The sequence below is a fragment of the Geothrix campi genome, from assembly GCF_024609265.1.
Taxonomy (GTDB): domain Bacteria; phylum Acidobacteriota; class Holophagae; order Holophagales; family Holophagaceae; genus Geothrix; species Geothrix campi.
The window spans coordinates 554487-572500 of record NZ_JANHMP010000001.1 but is presented as its reverse complement, the minus strand read 5'-3'; the positions used below and the strand labels follow the sequence as shown (position 1 = coordinate 572500).

The following is an 18014-nucleotide window of genomic DNA, read 5'->3' as shown; positions in this document are numbered from 1 at the left end:
ATGAATCCACTGCTTCCCTTCATCATGGCCGGCGATCCGTCCTTGGAGGCGCTGCCGCGGTTGCTGGCCGAAGCCAAGGCCCTGGGGCTGGAAGCCATCGAACTGGGCCTGCCCCATTCGGATCCCATCGCGGACGGCCCTGTGCTCCAGGCCGCGGCCCACCGCGCCATCGCCCGCGGTGCCACACCGGTCCGGATCCTGGAAGTTCTGGCGGGAATCACGGACAGCCCCGACCTCATCCTCTTCACCTACCTGAACCCGCTGCTTCAGATTGGAGCGGAGCGGTTGAAGACGCTCCTCGCCCCCACGCCCGTGAAGGCGCTGCTGGTGGTCGATCTGCCCTTCGGGGAGGAGCCCGCTTTCGAACGTGATCTGCGGGCCGCGGGCTATCCCATGGTGCCGTTGCTGGCACCCACCACCACGCTGGAGCGGGCCCGGCAGGTTCTGGCCGAACGCCCGGACCCGGGGCCCTCGGCACCCTTCGCCCAGCGCTTTGCCTACCTGGTGGCCCGCCTGGGCGTCACGGGCACCGGGCAGAGCACGGATCTGGCGCCGGTTCAGAAGCGGATGTCGGAGTTGGGAATCCTCGCGACTCGCCCGCTCGCCGTCGGCTTCGGGCTGTCCGATGCAGCCAGTCTCGCTGCCGTGCGGGCCATGGGCGCCACGCCGGTCATTGGATCCGCTCTGGTGCGGGAGCTGGCCGGGGGGAGGAGCCTGTCGGCCTGCCTTGCTCCGCTCCTCTGATGGTGACCTATAGGTCGCGATCTTTCCTTAGGGTAGGCTCTCGGGAGTGATTGCAGGTCTGCATCGATTTGGTATTGTGATCCATCTTCCACCTTCGGAATCGGCTGGCAACAGCCACCCACCCCGGGACTTCCGGGATTAGGAGCCATGCGCCCATGACCCACCGTTCACGTCTCACCCTCACGGCCTTGACCCTCATCGCCGCCGGCGCCTTTGCTCCCATGGCCCAGGCCGCTGGTTTCCAGCTCCGCGAGCAGAGCCCCAGTTCCCAGGGCAACGCCTTCGCCGGCGTCAGCGCAGGGGGTGCCGACATCAGCGCACTCTTCTTCAACCCGGCGGTGATGACGCAGTACGATGGCTGGCAGTTCTCTTTCGGTGGCACCTACGTCGGCCTGGACGTGAAGCTCCAGGACATGACCGCCAACCGTACGCCGGCCCTGACCGCGCTTGGCTTCAATGTGGTTCCCAATACCACGACGAGCCTGATCCCCATTTCGGGCGACCCCAGCCACAAAAACTCCGGGGTATCGGCCGTCCTGCCTGAATTCAACATCATGTACAGCGTCAACAAGGACCTGAAGCTGGGGCTGTCCCTGAATGTGCCCTTCGGCCTCACGACGGAGTACGACTCCAACTGGATCGGCCGTTACCACGGCCTCAAGTCCGACCTGAAGACCATCGACATCACGCCCAGCCTAGCCTATCGGGTGGCCGACCAGTTCTCCTTCGGCGTGGCCTTCATCGCCCGCAAGGCTGATGCGGAACTCACCAACGGCGTGGATTATGGCACGGCGCTGGCCCTGAAGGTGGGCAGCGGACTGGCCGCCGCCGGCCTTTCTCCCGTGGCCCCCGGCCCTGGTCAGAACAGCCCGGTGGCAACCGTTGCCATGAGTGGCCCCAACGCGACCTTCGGTACCCCCGGCTACGCCATTCCTGGCGCGTGGGACGGCACGGCCGGCCTGAAGGGCGATGGCTGGGGCTACGGCTGGAAGGCCGGCTTCACCTGGCAGCCCAGCAAGGACTTCCGCCTGGGGGGCGCCTACTCCGCCGCCATGACCATGACGCTCAAGGGCGATGCCACCTTCAATTTCCCCACCGCCATGCCGGCCACCGACTTGGCGGCCCTGCAGGGTGCCGGCCTCCGGAACGGCAAGGGCCAGGCCGATCTCGCGCTGCCCGCCACCGCTTCGCTGGGTTTCGATTGGCAGGTGAACCCCGCCTTCTCGCTGCAGGGCGAGGTGGCCCAGAGCACCTGGTCCCGGTTCAAGGAACTCCGTGTGAAGTTCGATACGGGCCTGGCAGATTCCGTCACCAATGAGAGCTGGAAGAACACGTGGTTCTACTCCGTGGGTGGCACCTGGAAGGTGGACCAGGATTGGACCGTCCGCGCCGGCCTGGCCTACGACCAGGGGGCCGTGGATGAAAACCACCGCACTCCGCGCATCCCCGACAACGATCGCAAGTGGCTCTCCCTCGGCCTGAGCTACAACCTGTCCAAGAAGACGGCGATTGACGTTGGCTACTCCCACCTGTTCATCAGCGACAGCAAGATCAACCTGTCCTCCGCGGGCGACAACCTCACCCGAGGCAGCCTCAACGCCACCATGAAGGCCACCATTGACATCCTGGGCGTCTCGCTGCGCTACAGCTTCTAGGTTCGCCCACAACTCCAGCAGAAGAGCCCGGTTCGCTGGGCTCTTCTGCTGTTTAGAGACCTGTGATGGCTGCCAGTTCCCCGGCTCGGATGGCCGCCTTAAAACGCTCATGGTCCCGAGTGACCTGATCCGCATAGGCCTTGGCGAAGGCGGCCATGGCTTCGTCCATCTTCTCGGCACCACCCAGATAGCCGTCCAGCATGGCCGGATCCCCGGTCCGGGCGTGGGCCTTGGCCAGGATGCCGCCGCAGAGGGCCGCGTAGTCGATCAACGCAGCTCCCTGCAACGAGGAAAGGTCGATGGCGGCTTTGTGATCTGACCACTGCCGCACCAGGAAATCCCGGCCTCCGAAACGGGTCCACCCGAGGAAGGGATCGACCCAGGTCTGCATGCGGTGCTGGCCCAGCGCCACTCTCCGCCCCTGGTGGGAGACCGGTTCCGCCTCCGGCAGGTACGGGGCCCACACGGAGGGTTCCTCGGATTTCAGTTTGAGGAAGAGCGGGTCCTCCAGGTTCTGGCCCAGGCAGAGCAGTAGCAGACAGGTCGTCCCGATGCTGCCGGTCCCCAGGACCTTGAAGGCTGCGTCCACGGGGGCATAGCCATCGAGCACCTGACGCCGCCCGGGCAGTACGGTTTCCTGGTAGTCCGGCAGGCTTCCCAACAGATCCTCCAGCTCCGCCGACTGCAGGGGCTGGACCAGGGGTGGACGAAGCTGGAAGCGTCGGCCGCCATGGCCATCATCCTCCGTAGCCTTGGCCATGAGCTTGTCGGGGGTATCGCGCGTGGCCTTGGCCAGCACCTCCTTCAGCACGCCCTTGCCGTCCTGGGGGGTCACTTCGAAGCGGACCAGTTCCAGTCCCTTCATCTCGGCGAACCGGGCCATATCTTCGCGATAGGTCTGCCCCAGCGCCTTGACCGCATCTCTGCAATCCGCCTCGGCCTGGCCTGCCTCCCGCCCGCCCAGCACGACACTGGCGCACAGGCGCTTCAGGTCCCATTCCCAGGGGCCCGGCATGGACTCGTCGAAATCATTGAGATCGAAGACCAGGTGCCCGTCCGGGGCGGCATACGCCCCCAGGTTCAGCAGGTGGGCATCTCCACACAGCTGGACCGTCAGGCCGGTGACGGGCCCGGGGGCGATGTCCCCGGCCATCAGAGCTGCCGAACCCCGGAAGAAGGAAAAGGGGCTGGCGGACATCCGCCCCCACTTGAGGGGCAGGAGGTCCGGCCGGCGTCGGGTGTTGGCCGCCTTCAGGCTGGAAACCAGGTCCGGCCGGTCGCCCATGGGCTTCCAGTTCCCCTGATCGGTGCGCTGCAATCCGTCCCGCAGGGCTTTGCCCGCCGAACGGCGGTCGGCCAGGGAAGGGCGGGGCGGCGGCATGGGCATGGCGGCACCTGGGCTGGACCGACTGTGCCACGGATGCTGGAGATGTCTATGCGCGCTCTACAGCCATGGCGATGGCATTCCCGCCCCCGAGACACAGGGCGGCGATACCGCGCTGCTTATCGTGGCGTTCAAGGGCGTGCAGGAGGGTGGTCATGACCCGGGCGCCAGAGGCCCCGATGGGGTGGCCCAGGGCTACGGCGCCGCCGTGGACGTTGATGCGGTCGGCCGGTAGCTTCAGCTCGTTCATGGTGGCCACCAGCTGCACGGCGAAGGCCTCGTTGATCTCCCAGAGGTCCACGTCCTTGGCGGCCCAGCCCACCTTGACCAGGAGCTTGCGGATGGCCTCGACGGGTGCCATGAGGACCCAATCGGGTTCCAGGCCCGCGGTGGCGGTGCCGAGGATGCGGCCCTGAATGGCCAGGCCGTGGGCCTTGGCATAGCTCTCGGTCGTCACCAGGGCCGCGGCGGCTCCATCATTCACGCTGGGGGCGTTGCCAGCGGTCACGGTGCCATCTTTCTTGAACGCGGGCCGGAGCTTCGCCAGGGTTTCGGGCGTGGTATCGCTGCGGGGGCCTTCATCCTCGGCGATCATTACCTCGCCCTTCCTTCCCGGCACGGCGATGGGTACGATCTCAGCCTTGAAGGCGCCGGACTGCATGGCGGCCACGGCCTTGCGATGGCTTTCGGCGGCCCAGGCGTCCTGGGCCTCGCGACCCACCCCGTACTTGGCGGCCACCAGTTCGCCGGTGAACCCCATGTGCTGGTCGGTCATGGCGCACCAGAGGCCGTCGAGGATCATGGCGTCCTTGGCTTCGGTGTGGCCCATGCGGGCCCCGGTCCGGAGCTTGGGCATGAGGTAGGGGGCGTTGGACATGGACTCCATGCCGCCGGCCAGCACCACCTCGTGGTCGCCCAGGCGCACGGCGTTGGCGGCGAGCTGGATGGCCTTGAGGCCGCTACCGCAGACCTTGTTGATGGTGAGAGCCGAGATGCTGGCGGGCAGACCGCCCCGCAGGGCCGCCTGCCGAGCTGGCGCCTGGCCCACGCCGGCGCTCACGACATTGCCGAAGATGGCCTCGGTCGGGGTCACGCCCGGCATGGTCGCCAGGAGAGCCCGCACCACCTGGGCGGCCAGATCCGGCGCCGCCAGAGGCGCCAGGCCCCCCTGAAACTTGCCGATGGGGCTGCGGAGCGCTTTGAGGATGACGGCTTGGGACATGGGAACTCCAATGATTTGGCCATCGGCTGACGACCAGCAGCCCTCGGCTGATGTCCTGCGACTGGTGGCCGCCAGCTAGCTGCTGGCCTTCGGGCGGCGGATGGGAGGGATGGCCGGCTCGTCGAGCGAACTGAGGTCCAGGCCTTCCAGATTGAGGGTCGGCGGCGGCGCCAGGTAGATGTCGGGCGCCTCATCCTGGATGTGGCGGCGAGTGCGCTCCATGAGGGATTCCAGGTCCCGCACGAACCGGGTGCGCTCCATCTTCAGGTTGCGGATCTGGACCTCCAGCTCCACCACATGCTGCTGGGCCTCGCGGATGAGCTCGTCGGCCTTGAACTGGGCCTCGCGTAAGGTCAACTCCTTCTCGCGATTGGCGCCGTCCAGCACATCCTCGCGAGTGCGCTGGGCCTGGAGCAGGGTCTCGCGGAAGATGCGGTCCTGGTCCTGGTACTGGCGGAGGCGTTCCCGGCTGTCGAGAATCTCCTCCTTCAGCTTCTGGTTCTCGGCCAGGAGCTCCTCCCATTCGGCGGCCACCTCATGGAGGAAGGTCCGGACCTCGGATTCCTCGATGCCGCGGAAGGCTTTTTCGAATTCACGGCGCTGGATGTCGAGGGGCGTGTATTTCATGGTTCACCTCATGAGACCAGGGCCCGCAGGAAGACGCGCTGGATGATGCCCAGCAGGATCACCGCGATCAGGATGTCGAAACTGAACCCGCCGATGGAGGGCACCAGCGCCCGGATGGGGTGGAGGATCGGGTCCGTGATCGTATGGAGCAGGCGGATCCAACGGTTCCGGGGATCAATGGGGAACCAGGACAGGATGGCCACCGCCAGGAGGAGGTAGATCATCACGTCCAGTGCGTAATAGGCGATGGCGAAGAGAAGGGGCATGGGCAGGATCCCGGGAACCTGATCATGATAGCTGGGAGTGAGGATCTTCCATGCGCATCGGCATCTCCTGCTACAGCACATTCGGCGGTTCGGGCGTCGTGGCCACCGAGGTGGGCAAGGCTCTGGCCGCCCGGGGCCACGAGGTGCATATCCTCAGCCCCAGTGTCCCGCCGCGCCTGCTGGGCTTCGAGGACCGCATCAACTTCCATGAAGTCCGGGCCACGACCTATCCGCTGTTCGAGGATGCCCCCTATTCCATCGCCCTGGGCTCCAAGATGGCGGACGTGGCCGAGCACTATGGTCTGGAGATCATCCACGCGCACTACGCCATCCCCCACGCCATGGCCGCCCTGCTGGCCCGCATGGCCATCCCGGGCCTGAAAGTCGTGACGACTCTGCATGGCACGGACATCACGGTGGTGGGCAGCGACCCCAGCTACCTGCCCATGGTGAAGATGGCCATCCGGGAAAGCGACGGTGTGACCGCTGTTTCAGAGTATCTGCGGGACGAGACCTACCGCACGTTCGGAGTGGATCGGGAGATCGACGTCATCGGGAACTTCGTCGAACCACCGGGCCAGGAACGCCCGGACTGCCGTGCCTGGTTGGCGCCCAAGGCCACCTCGGTGCTGACCCATATCTCCAATTTCCGGCCCGTGAAGCGCGTCATGGACGTATTGAAAGTGTTCGAGCTCGTCCACAAGAAAGTCCCGGCCCGCCTGGTCATGGTGGGTGATGGGCCGGATCGGGTGGAGGCCGAAGCCTACTGCCGGGACCGGGGCTTCGCCTCGGAGGTCCGCTTCACGGGCAAGCAGCTGGACATCGGCACGGTGCTGGCCTGCTCGGACCTCTTCCTGCTCCCCAGTGCCACCGAAAGCTTCGGCCTGGCCGCCCTGGAGGCCATGGGCCACCGCGTGCCAGTCATCGCCAGCCGCGTGGGCGGTCTGCCGGAGGTGGTGCGCCACGGTGTGGATGGCTTCCTCGAGCCTGTGGGCGACGTGGACGCCATGGCCGCGGACGCCGTGAGGCTCCTCAGCGACGAGGGCCTTCGGCGCACCATGGGGAACGCGGCCCGCGAGCGGGCCCTGGGCACCTTCGCGGAAGGGCCCATCGTGGATCAGTACGAAGCGCTCTACCGGCGCGTGCTGGGCCAGTCCTGATCTCCCCGAAATAAGCCAAGACGGCGGCGGCACCGATAGAGACCGAACTGGGTGGGAGTGGGCATGCTGGGGATCCGGGTCATCATGGCGGGACTGCTGGGGGTCCTCTGCCTGGCCTCGGAGGGGTGGCATCGCCCCTTTGCCGTGCTGGGTCCGGCCCAGGGCCTGCCCTCTGGAGCCATCACCGCCCTGACCCAGGACGCAGAGGGGTTCCTCTGGGTGGGGACGGAAAGCGGCCTGCTCCGCTACGAAGGCGGCCACAGCCGTCGTTGGACCCGCGAAGACGGGCTTCCCTCTGGGTTCATCCACCGGGTGGTCCCGGCTCGGGAGGGAGGCGTGTGGGCGGCCACGCTGCGGGGCCTGGTGCGGTTGCGGGAGGGGCGCATCGAGCCGGCCCGCCTGGGCACCCTGCCGGGAACCCCGCCCGTGGATGCCCTCGCCCTCGATCATCGGGGCCGGCTCTGGGCCATGACCCACGAAGGGCTGTTCGTCCAGGAGGAGGGGCTGCAGTTCCGGTTCCGGGCCCCCCGGCCGGCCGGCCTGAACGTCACGCTGGCGGCCGGGGCCAGGGGCGCCATGCACCTGGGCACGAAAGCGGGCCTCACCACCTTCCTGGCGGATGGGTCCCGGAAGGATTGGGGCCCCGCGCAGGGCCTCCCGGCCGATGGGGTATCCATGGTGGTGGAGGATGGGGCCGGCAGGATCTGGGTGGGTTCCAGTCGGAGCCTGGCGGTGAAATCGCCAGATGCACCGCGGTTCAAAGACCAATCTGGGCGGCTGGGCGCGAGCCTCTCTCCCAACAGTGTCCCCTTTCTGGATGCGGATGGTTCCATCTGGCTTCCCACCCAGGTGGGGGCCGTGCATCTCTCGGGCGACCGGACCGAACGCGTCGACGCCAGCGGGGGTCTGCCGTTCCGGTGGGTCCGGACGGTTTTCCGGGATCGGGAGGGCACCCTCTGGATCCTGGGCACCGCCCTGGCCCAACTCCAGGGGGGCGGCCGCGTTTGGAATCACTCGTTGGCCGCGGGGACCTCCGGCGAGGTGGTCTGGTCCATCATTCGCAATCCGGGAGGCGAGATCCTGGCCGCCACCGATGACGGGGCCATGCGGGTGACCCCCACGGCCGTCCTGCGCATCCCGGGCACCGAGGGCCAGCGCATCAAGAACCTGGCCCTCGATCGGGCCGGCACCCTCTGGATGGTGAGCACCATCGGGCCGACCCTCTGGCTCCGGCCCGGGCGCCATCAAGCCGAAGTCGCCCCCCTGGGGGACTTCGGCTTTGCCGTGAACAGCGTCATGGAGGACTCAAGAGGTCAGGTTTGGCTGAGTCACGTGCGGTACGGCATCCTCCGCTGGGACCCAGCCCTGCGTCGCCTCATCCAGGACGTGAAGGCCCCTGGAACCGGCACTCTCGGGGTCTTCCGCATCCGGGAGGATGCCCGGGGCCGCCTCTGGGCTGCGACCACCGCGGGACTGTATGTCCGGGAGGTTGGCGGGTCCTGGAGGTTATTCACGGAAAAGCAGGGACTCCTGTCGTTCGGGCTCTACGGCATGGCCTTTCTGCCTGATGGGAGCGCCTGGGTGCACTACCAGGAGCCCCAGGGGCTCACGCGGATCCGCGTGGAGGGAGACCGGCTCACGGTGCTGGACCAGCGCACCAAGGGCCAAGGCCTCCACTCGAACCAGATCTACGCGGTGGAAGTGGACGACCGGGGGCAGACCTGGGCCACCACGGACCAGGGCCTGGATCGCCTGGATCCGCCTCTCCACATCGGGGAGCAGGACGGGATGGTGAGCGAGGACTGCGCCATCCAGGCCCTGCTGGCCGAGAAGGGTCGGATCTGGGTAGGCACGGCCGCAGGGCTGGTACGCTACGAAGCTGGCGACTCCGGGACGCCGCTTCCGTCCGTGCGGGCACACATCCTCCAGTTCGCCTACGGGACCCGGCAGCTGGAGCCTCCCTACGGCCCCCTGCCGCCGGTGGCGAACCGGGAAGCCACCGTATCTTTCCGGGTGGCGGCGCCAACGTACCAGGATGAGCGGCAGACGCGGTTCCAGGTGCGGCTCGTGGGTCTCGAGAACGCATGGCGGGAGGTGGACAGCCCCGTGGTGCGCTACACCACGCTCCCGGGCGGGCACTATCGCTTCGAGGTCCGCACGGCCGTCCGGGATGGCGCCTTCGGTCCGGTGACAAGTCTCGACTTCCAGGTTCTGCCGCCCTGGTGGCGCACCTGGTGGGCTCTGGGCCTGGGTGGCCTGGCCTTCCTGGGGGCCGGCCTGGTCATCCTGCGCCTGCGCGTGGCGGCCTTGGCCCGCAGCAAAGCGGACCTGGAGGCCTTGGTTGCCAAGCGGACCGAGGAACTCCAGTCCAGGAACGCCGCCCTGTCCACGGCACTGGGCCAGGTGAAGCAGCTCTCCGGCCTGCTCCCGATCTGCGCCAGCTGCAAAAAGATCCGTGATGACAAGGGCTACTGGAACCAGCTGGAACACTACATCAGCGCCCACTCAGACGTGGATTTCACCCATGGCATCTGTCCCGACTGTTCGGAGGCCCTCTACCCCGAGCGGCACAGAGCGGCCAAGCGGGAAGAGGGCGGGACGAAGACCTGAACTGCCGAAGGCCTCCCAACGGGGTTCTTGCCACCTGTCCTGGAGGCCTGCCAGAGGGCAGGTCCCTTAAGGATCCAGCCCGTCGAAGAGGCTTGGTTCCGCCACAAGAGCTGTCCTTGCCGGGGAGGTGGTGTAGTCCCCCGCCTTCACCAGCGTGCCCGCACGGATGCCCAGCAGGCGGAGCCTTCGGTCCAGGGGGACCCGTTTCAGGGAGGCCCGGGCGGCGGCCCGCAGCAAGGTGGCATCCGCGATGGGGACGTCCAGGGTCTGGTTGCGGGTGAGGGTGGTGAAATCGTCGTAGCGCAGCTTGATTCCGATGGCGTGAGCCAGGTAGCCCTTGCGCTGCAGGTCCTGGGAGAGGCGCTCGCAGAGATCCAGCAGGATGTGCGAAAGCACCTCGCGATCCAGCCTGGGATGAAGGTCCCGCTCGAACGTGGTCTCCCGGCTGATGGACTTCGGCTCCCTGGACAGGGTCAGAGGCCCTCCGTCCCGGCCATGCGCCGCCTCATGGAGCCAGGCCCCATAGCTCCGACCGAACTGTTCCACCAGCCAGACCGGATCGGCCTGCGCCAACTCTCCGATGGTGCGGATGTGGAAGCCTTCCAGCTTGGCGCTGGCCTTGGGTCCGATGCCGTTGATGGCCGAACAGGACAGGGGCCAGATCCGGGCCGGGATGTCCACGAATCCAAGGATGGTCACGCCATCCGGCTTCTGCAGCTCGGAGGCGATTTTGGACAGCAGCTTGTTAGGCGTGATTCCGATGGAGCAGGTGAGTCCAGTGGCCTGGCGGACGGCCTCCTTGAGTCGTTGCGCCAGTTCCCGCGACTCCCCCGGGACGTCCGTCAAGTCGAGGTAGATCTCATCAATGCCCCGATCCTCGATCAGCGGCGCCACTTCCGCCACGGCGGCCTTGAAGGCCCGTGAGACCTTGATGTAGGCATCGAAGTGGGCCGGCAGGAGGATCGCATCCGGGGCCAGGGCCGCCGCCTTCATGAGCCCCATCCCGCTGCGCACCCCGAAGGCGCGGGCCTCATAGGTCGCCGTGGTGGCCACGCCGCGGCCGACGTAGTCCTTCAGCCTCGGATAGTCCTTTCCCGATGCCGCAGGTCGCCGGCCGCCGACGACGACGGGAAGACCCCTCAATTCCGGGTGTTCGAGGAGCTCCACCGAAGCGAAGAAGGCATCCATGTCCAGGTGGGCGATGCGGCGGTGGTGGACGGATCCTGTGGACCCTTCCAGCTCTGCGCGCCCGGAATCGATCACCGTGTCTCCTGCGGGTCCATGACCAGACCGGGATCCGCGGGTTCCCGGGGAGCGTCAGTATGGCGGGAACCTGCCGGCTCGGCAGGTGAACACCCGGGACTTGGAATAAGTGGTGTCAGGCAGGCCCAACCGGGCCCGTGTGCGCTATGGGGCCGCCGTTGCTTCCCGGCGGCCCCATTCTGCGCCCTTTATCAGGCGAAACACCGGAGCGCAGGGCTCCGGTGTCGCTTCGGACGGATTGAAAGGAAGGTCGAGCCGAAGGTGTGACGGCCCGACCTCGACCTGAAGGGGCCTGGCCTTATCTGGCCACCAGTTCTTTGGTGGCCACGAGCTTGCCGGCCGCCAACAACTTCATATTCAGGTTGCTCAGCGCTTTTACCTGAACCTGCATTGAATCAATGATTGCCTCTGTAAAAGCGAATTCCGCAGGGGTGGTCCAGCCGCCACCCTTGATGATTCGGATCAATTCGCTCAATTCGGTGCCTTTACCGAGATGAGCCAGGGCATAGCTAAGCTCGGTGATTTTCTTATCCAGGACTTCCACATGATCCACATGAGGTGCCATCGTTTCATCTCCTTCTGAAAGCCGGGGAAAGGTCGAAGAGGAAATGCTGAAAGAATGCCCGGTTGCGCCGGAGAAATCCCGGCGGAACACCCTCGAACCCGCAAGCAGGACTGGCCCTGACTGGGCGAAGCCATTCCCTCAGCCGGGTGGGGTGGGGCAGTCGAGCCGAATGCGTCATGGCCCCCCTCAGACTCGATAATGCCTGACGAGGCATAAGAAAAAGGCCAACACAGTATGTGTTTCGAGTCGACTTTAGCAACCCTGGCCGGTCCGGTACAAATTAGACAGAACTCTCCATTGTGGAAGGGTGTTGACCCGTTCCCATGTCGCGGACTGTTTTCCGGAAGGGCCCTGAATCCATCCTCTGCTTGGCCACGCATGCGCAGCATCCAGAGGTCGCAGGCCTGAGCTGACGCGTGGTTGGCCAAGCCCGCAGCGAGCACCATTCCTCTGATTGGCTACATTTTCGCGGCACCCGACAACTGATTCCGACCGAGGTACGTGCATGCCGTCGGGCAGACTCGAACTGGCGCGTGGCTGGGCCCGGGGCCGACGGCTCCGACGCCCCACTGGGGCGTCTCCACCTGGCCCCTACCGGCCCGCCACACTTTCTCGGCAGTCCGAGTCTGATGGCTTGGGTGGGCGTACAAAAACACCGGAGCCGATCGGCTCCGGTGTTCTGTGTGGTGGCTGGAGGCAGACTCGAACTGCCGACCTAGGGATTATGAGACCCTCGCTCTAACCACCTGAGCTACCCAGCCATGAAGGAGCAGTCTAGCGTGGGCGCGGGTCTGCGTCTACTTCAGATCATCCACGAGCACCACGATGAGGCGCTTGGGACCGTGGACGCCGTAGGCGAGCGTCTGCTCGATGTCGGCGGTCTTGCTGGGACCGGAGATCATCAGAGCATTGGGGGGCAGGGCGCGGCCCCAGCCCAGGGCCTTCACGGCGGACCAGAAGCTGTCCTGGATCGTGGAGGCCCGCAGCAAGGCGATGTGGACGGGCGGCACCAGGGACATGAGCCGGGGTTCGGCGGGGCCGGGCATCAGCAGCAGGCCGCCGGTCTCGGCGACGCCACCCACGGTACCGGTGAAGCCCGCATCGATGTCCCCGAACAACTCCTGCTTGAAGGCCTCCACGGGGCGGTCGTAGGGCTTCAGCTGCGGTCCCTCGGGCGCCCAGGCGGCCGCCAGGGCGGAACCCGCCTCGCTGGTGGGGCCGTAGAGCAGGTTCTTCAGCCCTTCGCGCTCGCAGAAGACGCGGATCACGGCGGGCCAGGTATCCGACTTCGCATCGAGGAACTCAGTGTGGACCGCCTCCATGCCTTTGCGCAGCCGGGTGACGCGCTCGGCGGGATCCCACTGGCGGCGCTCGAGGACGGCCGTGTCGAGGGCCGGCAGGGGGCCGGAATCGCCGGCGGCGCGAAGGCGGCCGAGGATGGCGGTACGGGAATCAGGAGCGGACGGGTTCGGACTACTCATGGGAGACTCCCTCGGCGCGCATGCGCTCGCTCAGTGAACGGCGGGCCGGAACGGGTTTGGTGCGGGACTGGGTCCAGTTCCTGATCAGCGGTGCGCTGGCGGGCAGCGCCTTGCCGAAGCGGGTGGCAAACCAGGTGGCGACGCGGTAGAGGGCAGGACGCTTGAGCACCCCGGCCCAGAGGCGCCAGGCCCAGTCCTCGCTGGCCGTGCGGCCGGTGCCTTTGCCCACCACGGTGGAACCCATGTCCTCGTGGGTGGCCTCCCGGCGCAGACGCACCAGGATTTCGGGAATCGGGATCTCCACAGGACAGACCTCGCCGCAGGCGCCGCAGAGGCTGGAACCGTGGATGAGGTCGTGACGGACGCCCACGCCTTCCATCTGCGGCGTGAGGATCTTGCCGATGGGACCTGGATAGACGGCCTCGTAGGCGTGGCCGCCCACGCGGGTGTACACGGGGCAGTGGTTCATGCAGGCGCCGCAGCGGATGCAGCGCAGGGTGGCGCGCAGCTGGGGATCGGCGTAGATCCGCGAGCGACCGTTGTCGAGGATGACCAGATGCACTTCCTGGGGGCCGTCCTTCTCGCCCTCGCCACGGGGGCCGGTGATCAGGTTGAAGTAGGTGCTCACGGCCTGGCCCGTGGCGGAGCGCGTGAGGATGGCGTAGAGCGGCGCCACGTCCTCCAGTCGTGCCACGACCTTTTCGAGGCCCATGACGGCGATGTGGAGGGGCGGGACATGGGTGCTCATGCGCCCATTGCCTTCGTTCTCCACCAGGCAGAGGGTACCGGTTTCGGCCACAGCGAAGTTCACGCCGGACAACCCCGCATCGGCATCGAGGAACTTCTGGCGCAGCACCTTCCGGGCCATGGCCGTGAGCTCGTCGACATCTTCGGTGTACTTCGCGTCCTTGATCTTCTGGCTGAACTGCCGGGCGATCTGATCTTTGTTCTTGTGGATGGCCGGCATGATGATGTGGCTCGGCGTCTCGCCATCGAGCTGGATGATGTATTCGCCCAGATCGGATTCCAGAGCCTCGATGCCCTTGGATTCGAGGAAGGCGTTGAGATGCATCTCCTCGGAGACCATGCTCTTGCCCTTGACCAGGGTCTTGGCGCCCTTGGCCTGGAGGATGCCCAGGATCAGCTGGTTCGCCTGTTCGCAGGTCTCGGCCCAGTGGACCTTGATGCCGTTCTTGGCGCAGCTGGCCTCGAGCTGTTCCAGCAGTTCCGGCAGACAGAGCAGGCTGCGGGACCGGATGGCCGTGCTGAGGTCGCGCAGGTCCTGGAGATCCCTCGGATCGGGGAACTGGGCTAGGCGCTTGGCGATGAGGCCGTCCATGGCGCGGCGGAAGTTGGCCCGGAGCTGGGGATCCAGCAGGGCCTTGGCGGCGGCATCGCGGAAGTGGATCTCTTTCTCAGCGTGCACGGGTGCGCTCCCAGAGGAATTCGGCGATGTGCTGGACCTTGAGCTTGCTGCTCTTGGCTTCCAGCGCGCCGTTCACGTTCATCAGGCAGCCGCCGTCCGTGGACAGGACGACGGAGGCTCCGGTGGCGGTGGCATCGGCGATCTTGTCCGCGACCATGGCCCCGGAGACTTCCGGGTGCCGCACGGAGAACGTGCCGCCGAAACCGCAGCACTCGTACTCCCTGGCGAGCGGGGCCAGCTCTACGTTGGAGAGCTGGCCGATGAGGGCCTGGGGCTCGCCCTTCAGACCCAGGTCGCGGACCGCATGGCAGGAGCTGTGCCAGGTGACCTTCACGGGCTCGCCGAGATCCTGCAGCTTCACATCGAGTACATCCACGAGGAACTGGGTCAGCTCGTAGACCCGGGCGCTGAAGGCTCTGACCTTGGCCTCGTCCGGCTGGCCGTGGAACAACTCGGGATAGTGGACTTTCATCATGCCTGCGCAGCTGCCGGAGGGCAGGATCACGGGCAGGTCCTCGGGGAAGAGGGCCACCTGGGTACGGGCCACGTCCCGGGCCTCTTCCCAGTAGCCGCAGTTGAAGGCGGGCTGGCCGCAGCAGGTCTGGCCCTCCGGGAAGACCACCTCCACGCCGGCCCGGCGCAGGAGCTGGATGCCGGCCATGCCGGCGTCGGGGAAGAACAGATCCACCAGGCAGGTGCCGTAGAAGTAGACCTTCTTGGGTTTGGTGCCGTTCACTTGGAGGCCTCCGGTCGGGTCGCGGATTCGAGCAAGTATAGGAAGCTTCGGTAGACCTGGCCCGTGGAACGGGTCATGCCGACCTCGCAGGTGCGGCTGCTGGCGTAATAGCCATCGAAAGTCCCGGCCTTCACCTCTCTGGCCTCGTGCTTGGTGGCCGAGGCGGTCAGCTCGGCGTGGGTGAAGCCCCGATCACCGGCGAAGCCGCAACAACCGGCGTCCCGCGGCACCACGACCTTGTCCGCGCAGGCCTTGGCCACTCCCTCGAGCTGGGGCAGGAGGTTCATCTTCGTGACCGAACAGACGGGATGGAGGACCACGGAGCCCACCTTGTACGTCACCTTCAGACGGGGCAGCAGCACGTCGTTGGCGAAGGCCGTACTGTCGATGATCTTCAGCTTGTCGAACTTCGCCTGGTTCTCGGGTGTGAGGTAGCCGCGGCTGGTGAGCACGCCATAGGTGCAGGGGCTGGTGTCCATGACGATGGCCAGGCGGCCCTGCTGGCTCCACTCCCAGAACTTCTCGATGGCGTGGTTCACCGTGTAGTGGTGGGCCTCGTCGTAGCCCTTGGAGGAGAAGGGCACGCCGCAGCACGTGCCTTCCACGTCGAAGGGGATGTGGACCGGGTAGCCGGCTCGCGCGGAGACCTTCACCAACGCCTCCACCAGACTCAGGTCCTCGGGCTCGCCGGGCAGGTGGCCCATCATGCGCGAGATGCAGGCCGGGAAGTAGATGGCCTGGGCGCCCTCCAGGGAGGTCGCGGGGAGCGGTGCCTTCGCCGCCTTTGGCATCTCCGGGCTCCACTGATGGGAGGCACCGAAGGCCTTCATGATCCGGGTGATGAACGGCATGGCCCTGGGGCCGAAGAGACCCTGGACGATGTGGCCGGTCCGGAGAGCCAGGCGCATGGCCGGCTCCACCGTGGCGAAGTTGCGCGCCACCGTAAGGGCGATCTTCTGCGCGCGACGGCTGTGGCTGGCACGGCGGAACCGTTTGGTGAGCTGGCCGGTATCGATGCTCACGGGGCAGGCGGTGGCGCAAAGGCCGTCTACCGCGCAGGTATCCAGCGCCATGTAGGGGAAGGCCTCACGCAGGGAGGAGAGCAGGGCGGGGTTCTCGCGATTGGATTCGAGGCGGGCCATCTCGCGGCGTACGACGATGCGCTGACGGGGCGTGAGGGTCAGCTCGCGGCTGGGGCACTTGGGCTCGCAGTAGCCGCATTCGATGCACTTATCGACCTCTTCCTCTACGCCGGGCATGGGCTTCAGGTCCGACAGATGGCACTTGGGGTCGGCGTTGAGGATCACACCGGGGTTCAGCAGCCGCTGGGGGTCGACCAGGTTCTTGAGCTGCTCCATGACGGCCTTGGCCTCGGGCCCCCACTCGGCCTCGACGAAGGGCGCCATGTTGCGGCCCGTGCCGTGCTCGGCCTTCAGGGCACCGTCGTATTTCTTGACCACCAGCTCGACCACATCGTCGATGAGCGCGGAATAGCGATCCACGGCAGCCTTGTCGTTGAAGGACTGGGTGATGACGAAGTGCAGGTTGCCGTCTTTGGCATGGCCGAAGAGGATGGCCTCGTCGTAGCGGTGCTTGGCGAAGAGCTTCGTGAGGTCCACGGCGGCATCGGCGAGCTTCTCGATGGGGAAGGCCACATCCTCGATGAGGACCGTGGTACCCCGCTGGCGGACCGCGCCCACGGAGGGGAAGGTGCCGGAGCGGATCTTCCACATGAGGGCCTGCTCTACAGGATCGTGGGTGAAGCGGGCGGGCTCCAGCAGCGTCAGGTGGGCGGCAGCGTCCAGGGCCAGGCGCTCGAGTTCGGCGCGGGCGGATTCGTCCTTGCCCTGGAACTCGACCAGGAGGGCGGCGGCGCCCTCGGGCAGGGTCTTGATGGTGGGGGGCACGCCGGCCTGGTTCTCCACGGAGCGGAGCGAGGCACGGTCCAGCAGCTCCAGAGCGGCGGCACCGGCGTCGCGCAGGGGGACGATGGCCGCGCAGGCGGCATGGAGATCGGGGAAGATCAGGAAGCCCGTCACCTTGACCGGAAGATCGGGAACGGTGTTCAGTACCGCCTCGGCGATGAAGGCCAGGGTGCCCTCGGAGCCCACCAGCACGTTCCGGAAGATATCCACGGGCCGGTCGAAGTCGATGAGGGCATTGAGCGAGTAGCCCGTGGTGTTCTTCATCCGGTACTTGGCACGGATGCGCTCAGCCAGGGGCCGGTTGGATTCGAGGTCGTTCTTGAGCCTCAACAACCCCTCTGCCAGGGCCGGCTCGGCTTCGCGGAATCGGGCGTCGGCATCCGGCGCGGCTGTGTCGATCACCGTGCCCGAGGGCAGGACGAAGGTCAGGGATTCCAGCGTGTGGTAGGCGTTCTGGGTGACGCCGCAGCACATGCCGCTGGAGTTGTTGGAAAGAATGCCGCCGACCGTGCAGGTGTTGATGGAGGCGGGATCGGGGCCCATCTTGGCGCGATAGGGGCGCAGGGCGTGGTTCACATGGGCACCGATGACGCCGGGTTGCACCTTCACCTTGGCGCCACCCTCCAGCACCTGGATGCCTCGCCAGTTGCGGGCCACTTCCACCAGGATGCCGTCGGACACGGACTGTCCCGAGAGGCTGGTGCCCGCGGCTCGGAAGGTCATGGGAACCCCGAGCTCCTGGCTGAGCCGAAACAGGGCCCGGACATCGTCCACGCTGCTCGCGAAGACCACGGCCTTGGGGATGAGCCGGTAGAAGCTCGCATCGGACGCGAAGGCGATCAGATCCACCGGCCGGTCGAGGACACGGTCGGGGCCGACGATGGACACGAGGGATTCCCTCAGGGAAGTGGCGGTGGCGGTGCTCATGAGAAACATCCTCTGGATCAGGC

General features: G+C 66.6%; 14 protein-coding genes and 1 tRNA gene. 4 read left to right on the top strand and 11 right to left on the bottom strand.

The window, feature by feature from the left end; translation table 11 throughout:
* Nucleotides 1-744, top strand: coding sequence for a tryptophan synthase subunit alpha (gene trpA / locus NOV65_RS02745; protein WP_257304056.1), 744 nt, complete (start codon nucleotides 1-3; stop codon nucleotides 742-744).
* A 155-nt stretch (nucleotides 745-899) separates the two neighbouring features.
* Nucleotides 900-2399 (top strand): OmpP1/FadL family transporter, encoded by a 1500-nt coding sequence (locus NOV65_RS02740; protein ID WP_257304054.1) that lies wholly within the window; start codon nucleotides 900-902, stop codon nucleotides 2397-2399.
* Nucleotides 2400-2451: 52 nt separating this feature from the next.
* On the opposite strand, the gene NOV65_RS02735 is transcribed toward NOV65_RS02740, so the two are convergent.
* The 4 genes from NOV65_RS02735 to NOV65_RS02720 form a co-directional block, all read right to left on the bottom strand.
* Nucleotides 2452-3786, bottom strand: a complete 1335-nt coding sequence (locus tag NOV65_RS02735) for a DUF2252 domain-containing protein (protein ID WP_257304053.1) — start codon at nucleotides 3784-3786, stop codon at nucleotides 2452-2454.
* 46 nt (nucleotides 3787-3832) lie between these two features.
* Nucleotides 3833-5005, bottom strand: a complete 1173-nt coding sequence (locus tag NOV65_RS02730; RefSeq protein WP_257304051.1) for a thiolase family protein — start codon at nucleotides 5003-5005, stop codon at nucleotides 3833-3835.
* A 75-nt stretch (nucleotides 5006-5080) separates the two neighbouring features.
* Entirely contained in the window at nucleotides 5081-5632 is a 552-nt protein-coding gene (locus NOV65_RS02725; RefSeq protein ID WP_257304049.1) for a DivIVA domain-containing protein, read from the bottom strand.
* An 8-nt stretch (nucleotides 5633-5640) separates the two neighbouring features.
* Nucleotides 5641-5898 carry a YggT family protein gene (locus tag NOV65_RS02720; RefSeq protein ID WP_257304048.1) on the bottom strand — a complete coding sequence of 86 codons (258 nt, stop codon included), beginning with the start codon at nucleotides 5896-5898 and terminating at the stop codon, nucleotides 5641-5643.
* Between the two features lie 50 nt (nucleotides 5899-5948).
* Here NOV65_RS02720 and bshA point away from each other — a divergent pair, with 50 nt between their 5' ends.
* Both bshA and NOV65_RS02710 read left to right on the top strand, forming a co-directional pair.
* A complete protein-coding gene (gene bshA, locus NOV65_RS02715; RefSeq protein WP_257304046.1) occupies nucleotides 5949-7058 on the top strand; it encodes an N-acetyl-alpha-D-glucosaminyl L-malate synthase BshA in 1110 nt (369 codons plus the stop codon).
* Nucleotides 7059-7121: 63 nt separating this feature from the next.
* Nucleotides 7122-9668, top strand: coding sequence for a ligand-binding sensor domain-containing protein (locus NOV65_RS02710; RefSeq protein WP_257304044.1), 2547 nt, complete (start codon nucleotides 7122-7124; stop codon nucleotides 9666-9668).
* A gap of 66 nt (nucleotides 9669-9734) precedes the next feature.
* On the opposite strand, the gene dinB is transcribed toward NOV65_RS02710, so the two are convergent.
* The 7 genes from dinB to NOV65_RS02675 all read right to left on the bottom strand — a co-directional run bounded on the left by dinB (nucleotide 9735) and on the right by NOV65_RS02675 (nucleotide 17991).
* On the bottom strand, nucleotides 9735-10931 hold the full coding sequence (gene dinB, locus NOV65_RS02705; protein ID WP_257304042.1) for a DNA polymerase IV: 1197 nt from the start codon (nucleotides 10929-10931) through the stop codon (nucleotides 9735-9737).
* Between the two features lie 298 nt (nucleotides 10932-11229).
* Nucleotides 11230-11586, bottom strand: a complete 357-nt coding sequence (locus NOV65_RS02700) for a hypothetical protein (RefSeq protein WP_257304041.1) — start codon at nucleotides 11584-11586, stop codon at nucleotides 11230-11232.
* Between the two features lie 594 nt (nucleotides 11587-12180).
* Nucleotides 12181-12257: transfer RNA gene (locus NOV65_RS02695), tRNA-Met, on the bottom strand.
* A gap of 36 nt (nucleotides 12258-12293) precedes the next feature.
* The gene (locus NOV65_RS02690) at nucleotides 12294-12977 is read right to left on the bottom strand and encodes a LutC/YkgG family protein (protein ID WP_257304039.1); all 684 of its coding nucleotides are present in this window, start codon (nucleotides 12975-12977) and stop codon (nucleotides 12294-12296) included.
* On the bottom strand, nucleotides 12970-14403 hold the full coding sequence (locus NOV65_RS02685; protein ID WP_257304037.1) for a LutB/LldF family L-lactate oxidation iron-sulfur protein: 1434 nt from the start codon (nucleotides 14401-14403) through the stop codon (nucleotides 12970-12972). The genes NOV65_RS02690 and NOV65_RS02685 overlap by 8 nt, the downstream gene beginning before the upstream one ends.
* Complete coding sequence (locus tag NOV65_RS02680) at nucleotides 14393-15139, bottom strand: (Fe-S)-binding protein (RefSeq protein ID WP_257304035.1); 747 nt, start codon at nucleotides 15137-15139, stop codon at nucleotides 14393-14395. The genes NOV65_RS02685 and NOV65_RS02680 overlap by 11 nt, the downstream gene beginning before the upstream one ends.
* Nucleotides 15136-17991 (bottom strand): FAD-binding and (Fe-S)-binding domain-containing protein, encoded by a 2856-nt coding sequence (locus NOV65_RS02675; RefSeq protein WP_257304033.1) that lies wholly within the window; start codon nucleotides 17989-17991, stop codon nucleotides 15136-15138. Before NOV65_RS02675 ends, NOV65_RS02680 begins: the two co-directional genes overlap by 4 nt.
* Between the last annotated feature and the right edge of the window lie 23 nt (nucleotides 17992-18014).

What these genes read in the sequence shown, in the direction of transcription:
- NOV65_RS02740 (WP_257304054.1), top strand. Translation starts at nt 900, where the DNA reads ATGACCCACCGTTCACGTCTCACCCTCACGGCCTTGACCCTCATCGCC.
- bshA (WP_257304046.1), top strand. Translation starts at nt 5,949, where the DNA reads ATGCGCATCGGCATCTCCTGCTACAGCACATTCGGCGGTTCGGGCGTC.
- NOV65_RS02730 (WP_257304051.1), bottom strand. Translation starts at nt 5,005, where the DNA reads ATGTCCCAAGCCGTCATCCTCAAAGCGCTCCGCAGCCCCATCGGCAAG.
- NOV65_RS02725 (WP_257304049.1), bottom strand. Translation starts at nt 5,632, where the DNA reads ATGAAATACACGCCCCTCGACATCCAGCGCCGTGAATTCGAAAAAGCC.
- NOV65_RS02735 (WP_257304053.1), bottom strand. Translation starts at nt 3,786, where the DNA reads ATGCCCATGCCGCCGCCCCGCCCTTCCCTGGCCGACCGCCGTTCGGCG.
- NOV65_RS02675 (WP_257304033.1), bottom strand. Translation starts at nt 17,991, where the DNA reads ATGAGCACCGCCACCGCCACTTCCCTGAGGGAATCCCTCGTGTCCATC.
- NOV65_RS02720 (WP_257304048.1), bottom strand. Translation starts at nt 5,898, where the DNA reads ATGCCCCTTCTCTTCGCCATCGCCTATTACGCACTGGACGTGATGATC.
- NOV65_RS02710 (WP_257304044.1), top strand. Translation starts at nt 7,122, where the DNA reads ATGCTGGGGATCCGGGTCATCATGGCGGGACTGCTGGGGGTCCTCTGC.
- NOV65_RS02690 (WP_257304039.1), bottom strand. Translation starts at nt 12,977, where the DNA reads ATGAGTAGTCCGAACCCGTCCGCTCCTGATTCCCGTACCGCCATCCTC.
- trpA (WP_257304056.1), top strand. Translation starts at nt 1, where the DNA reads ATGAATCCACTGCTTCCCTTCATCATGGCCGGCGATCCGTCCTTGGAG.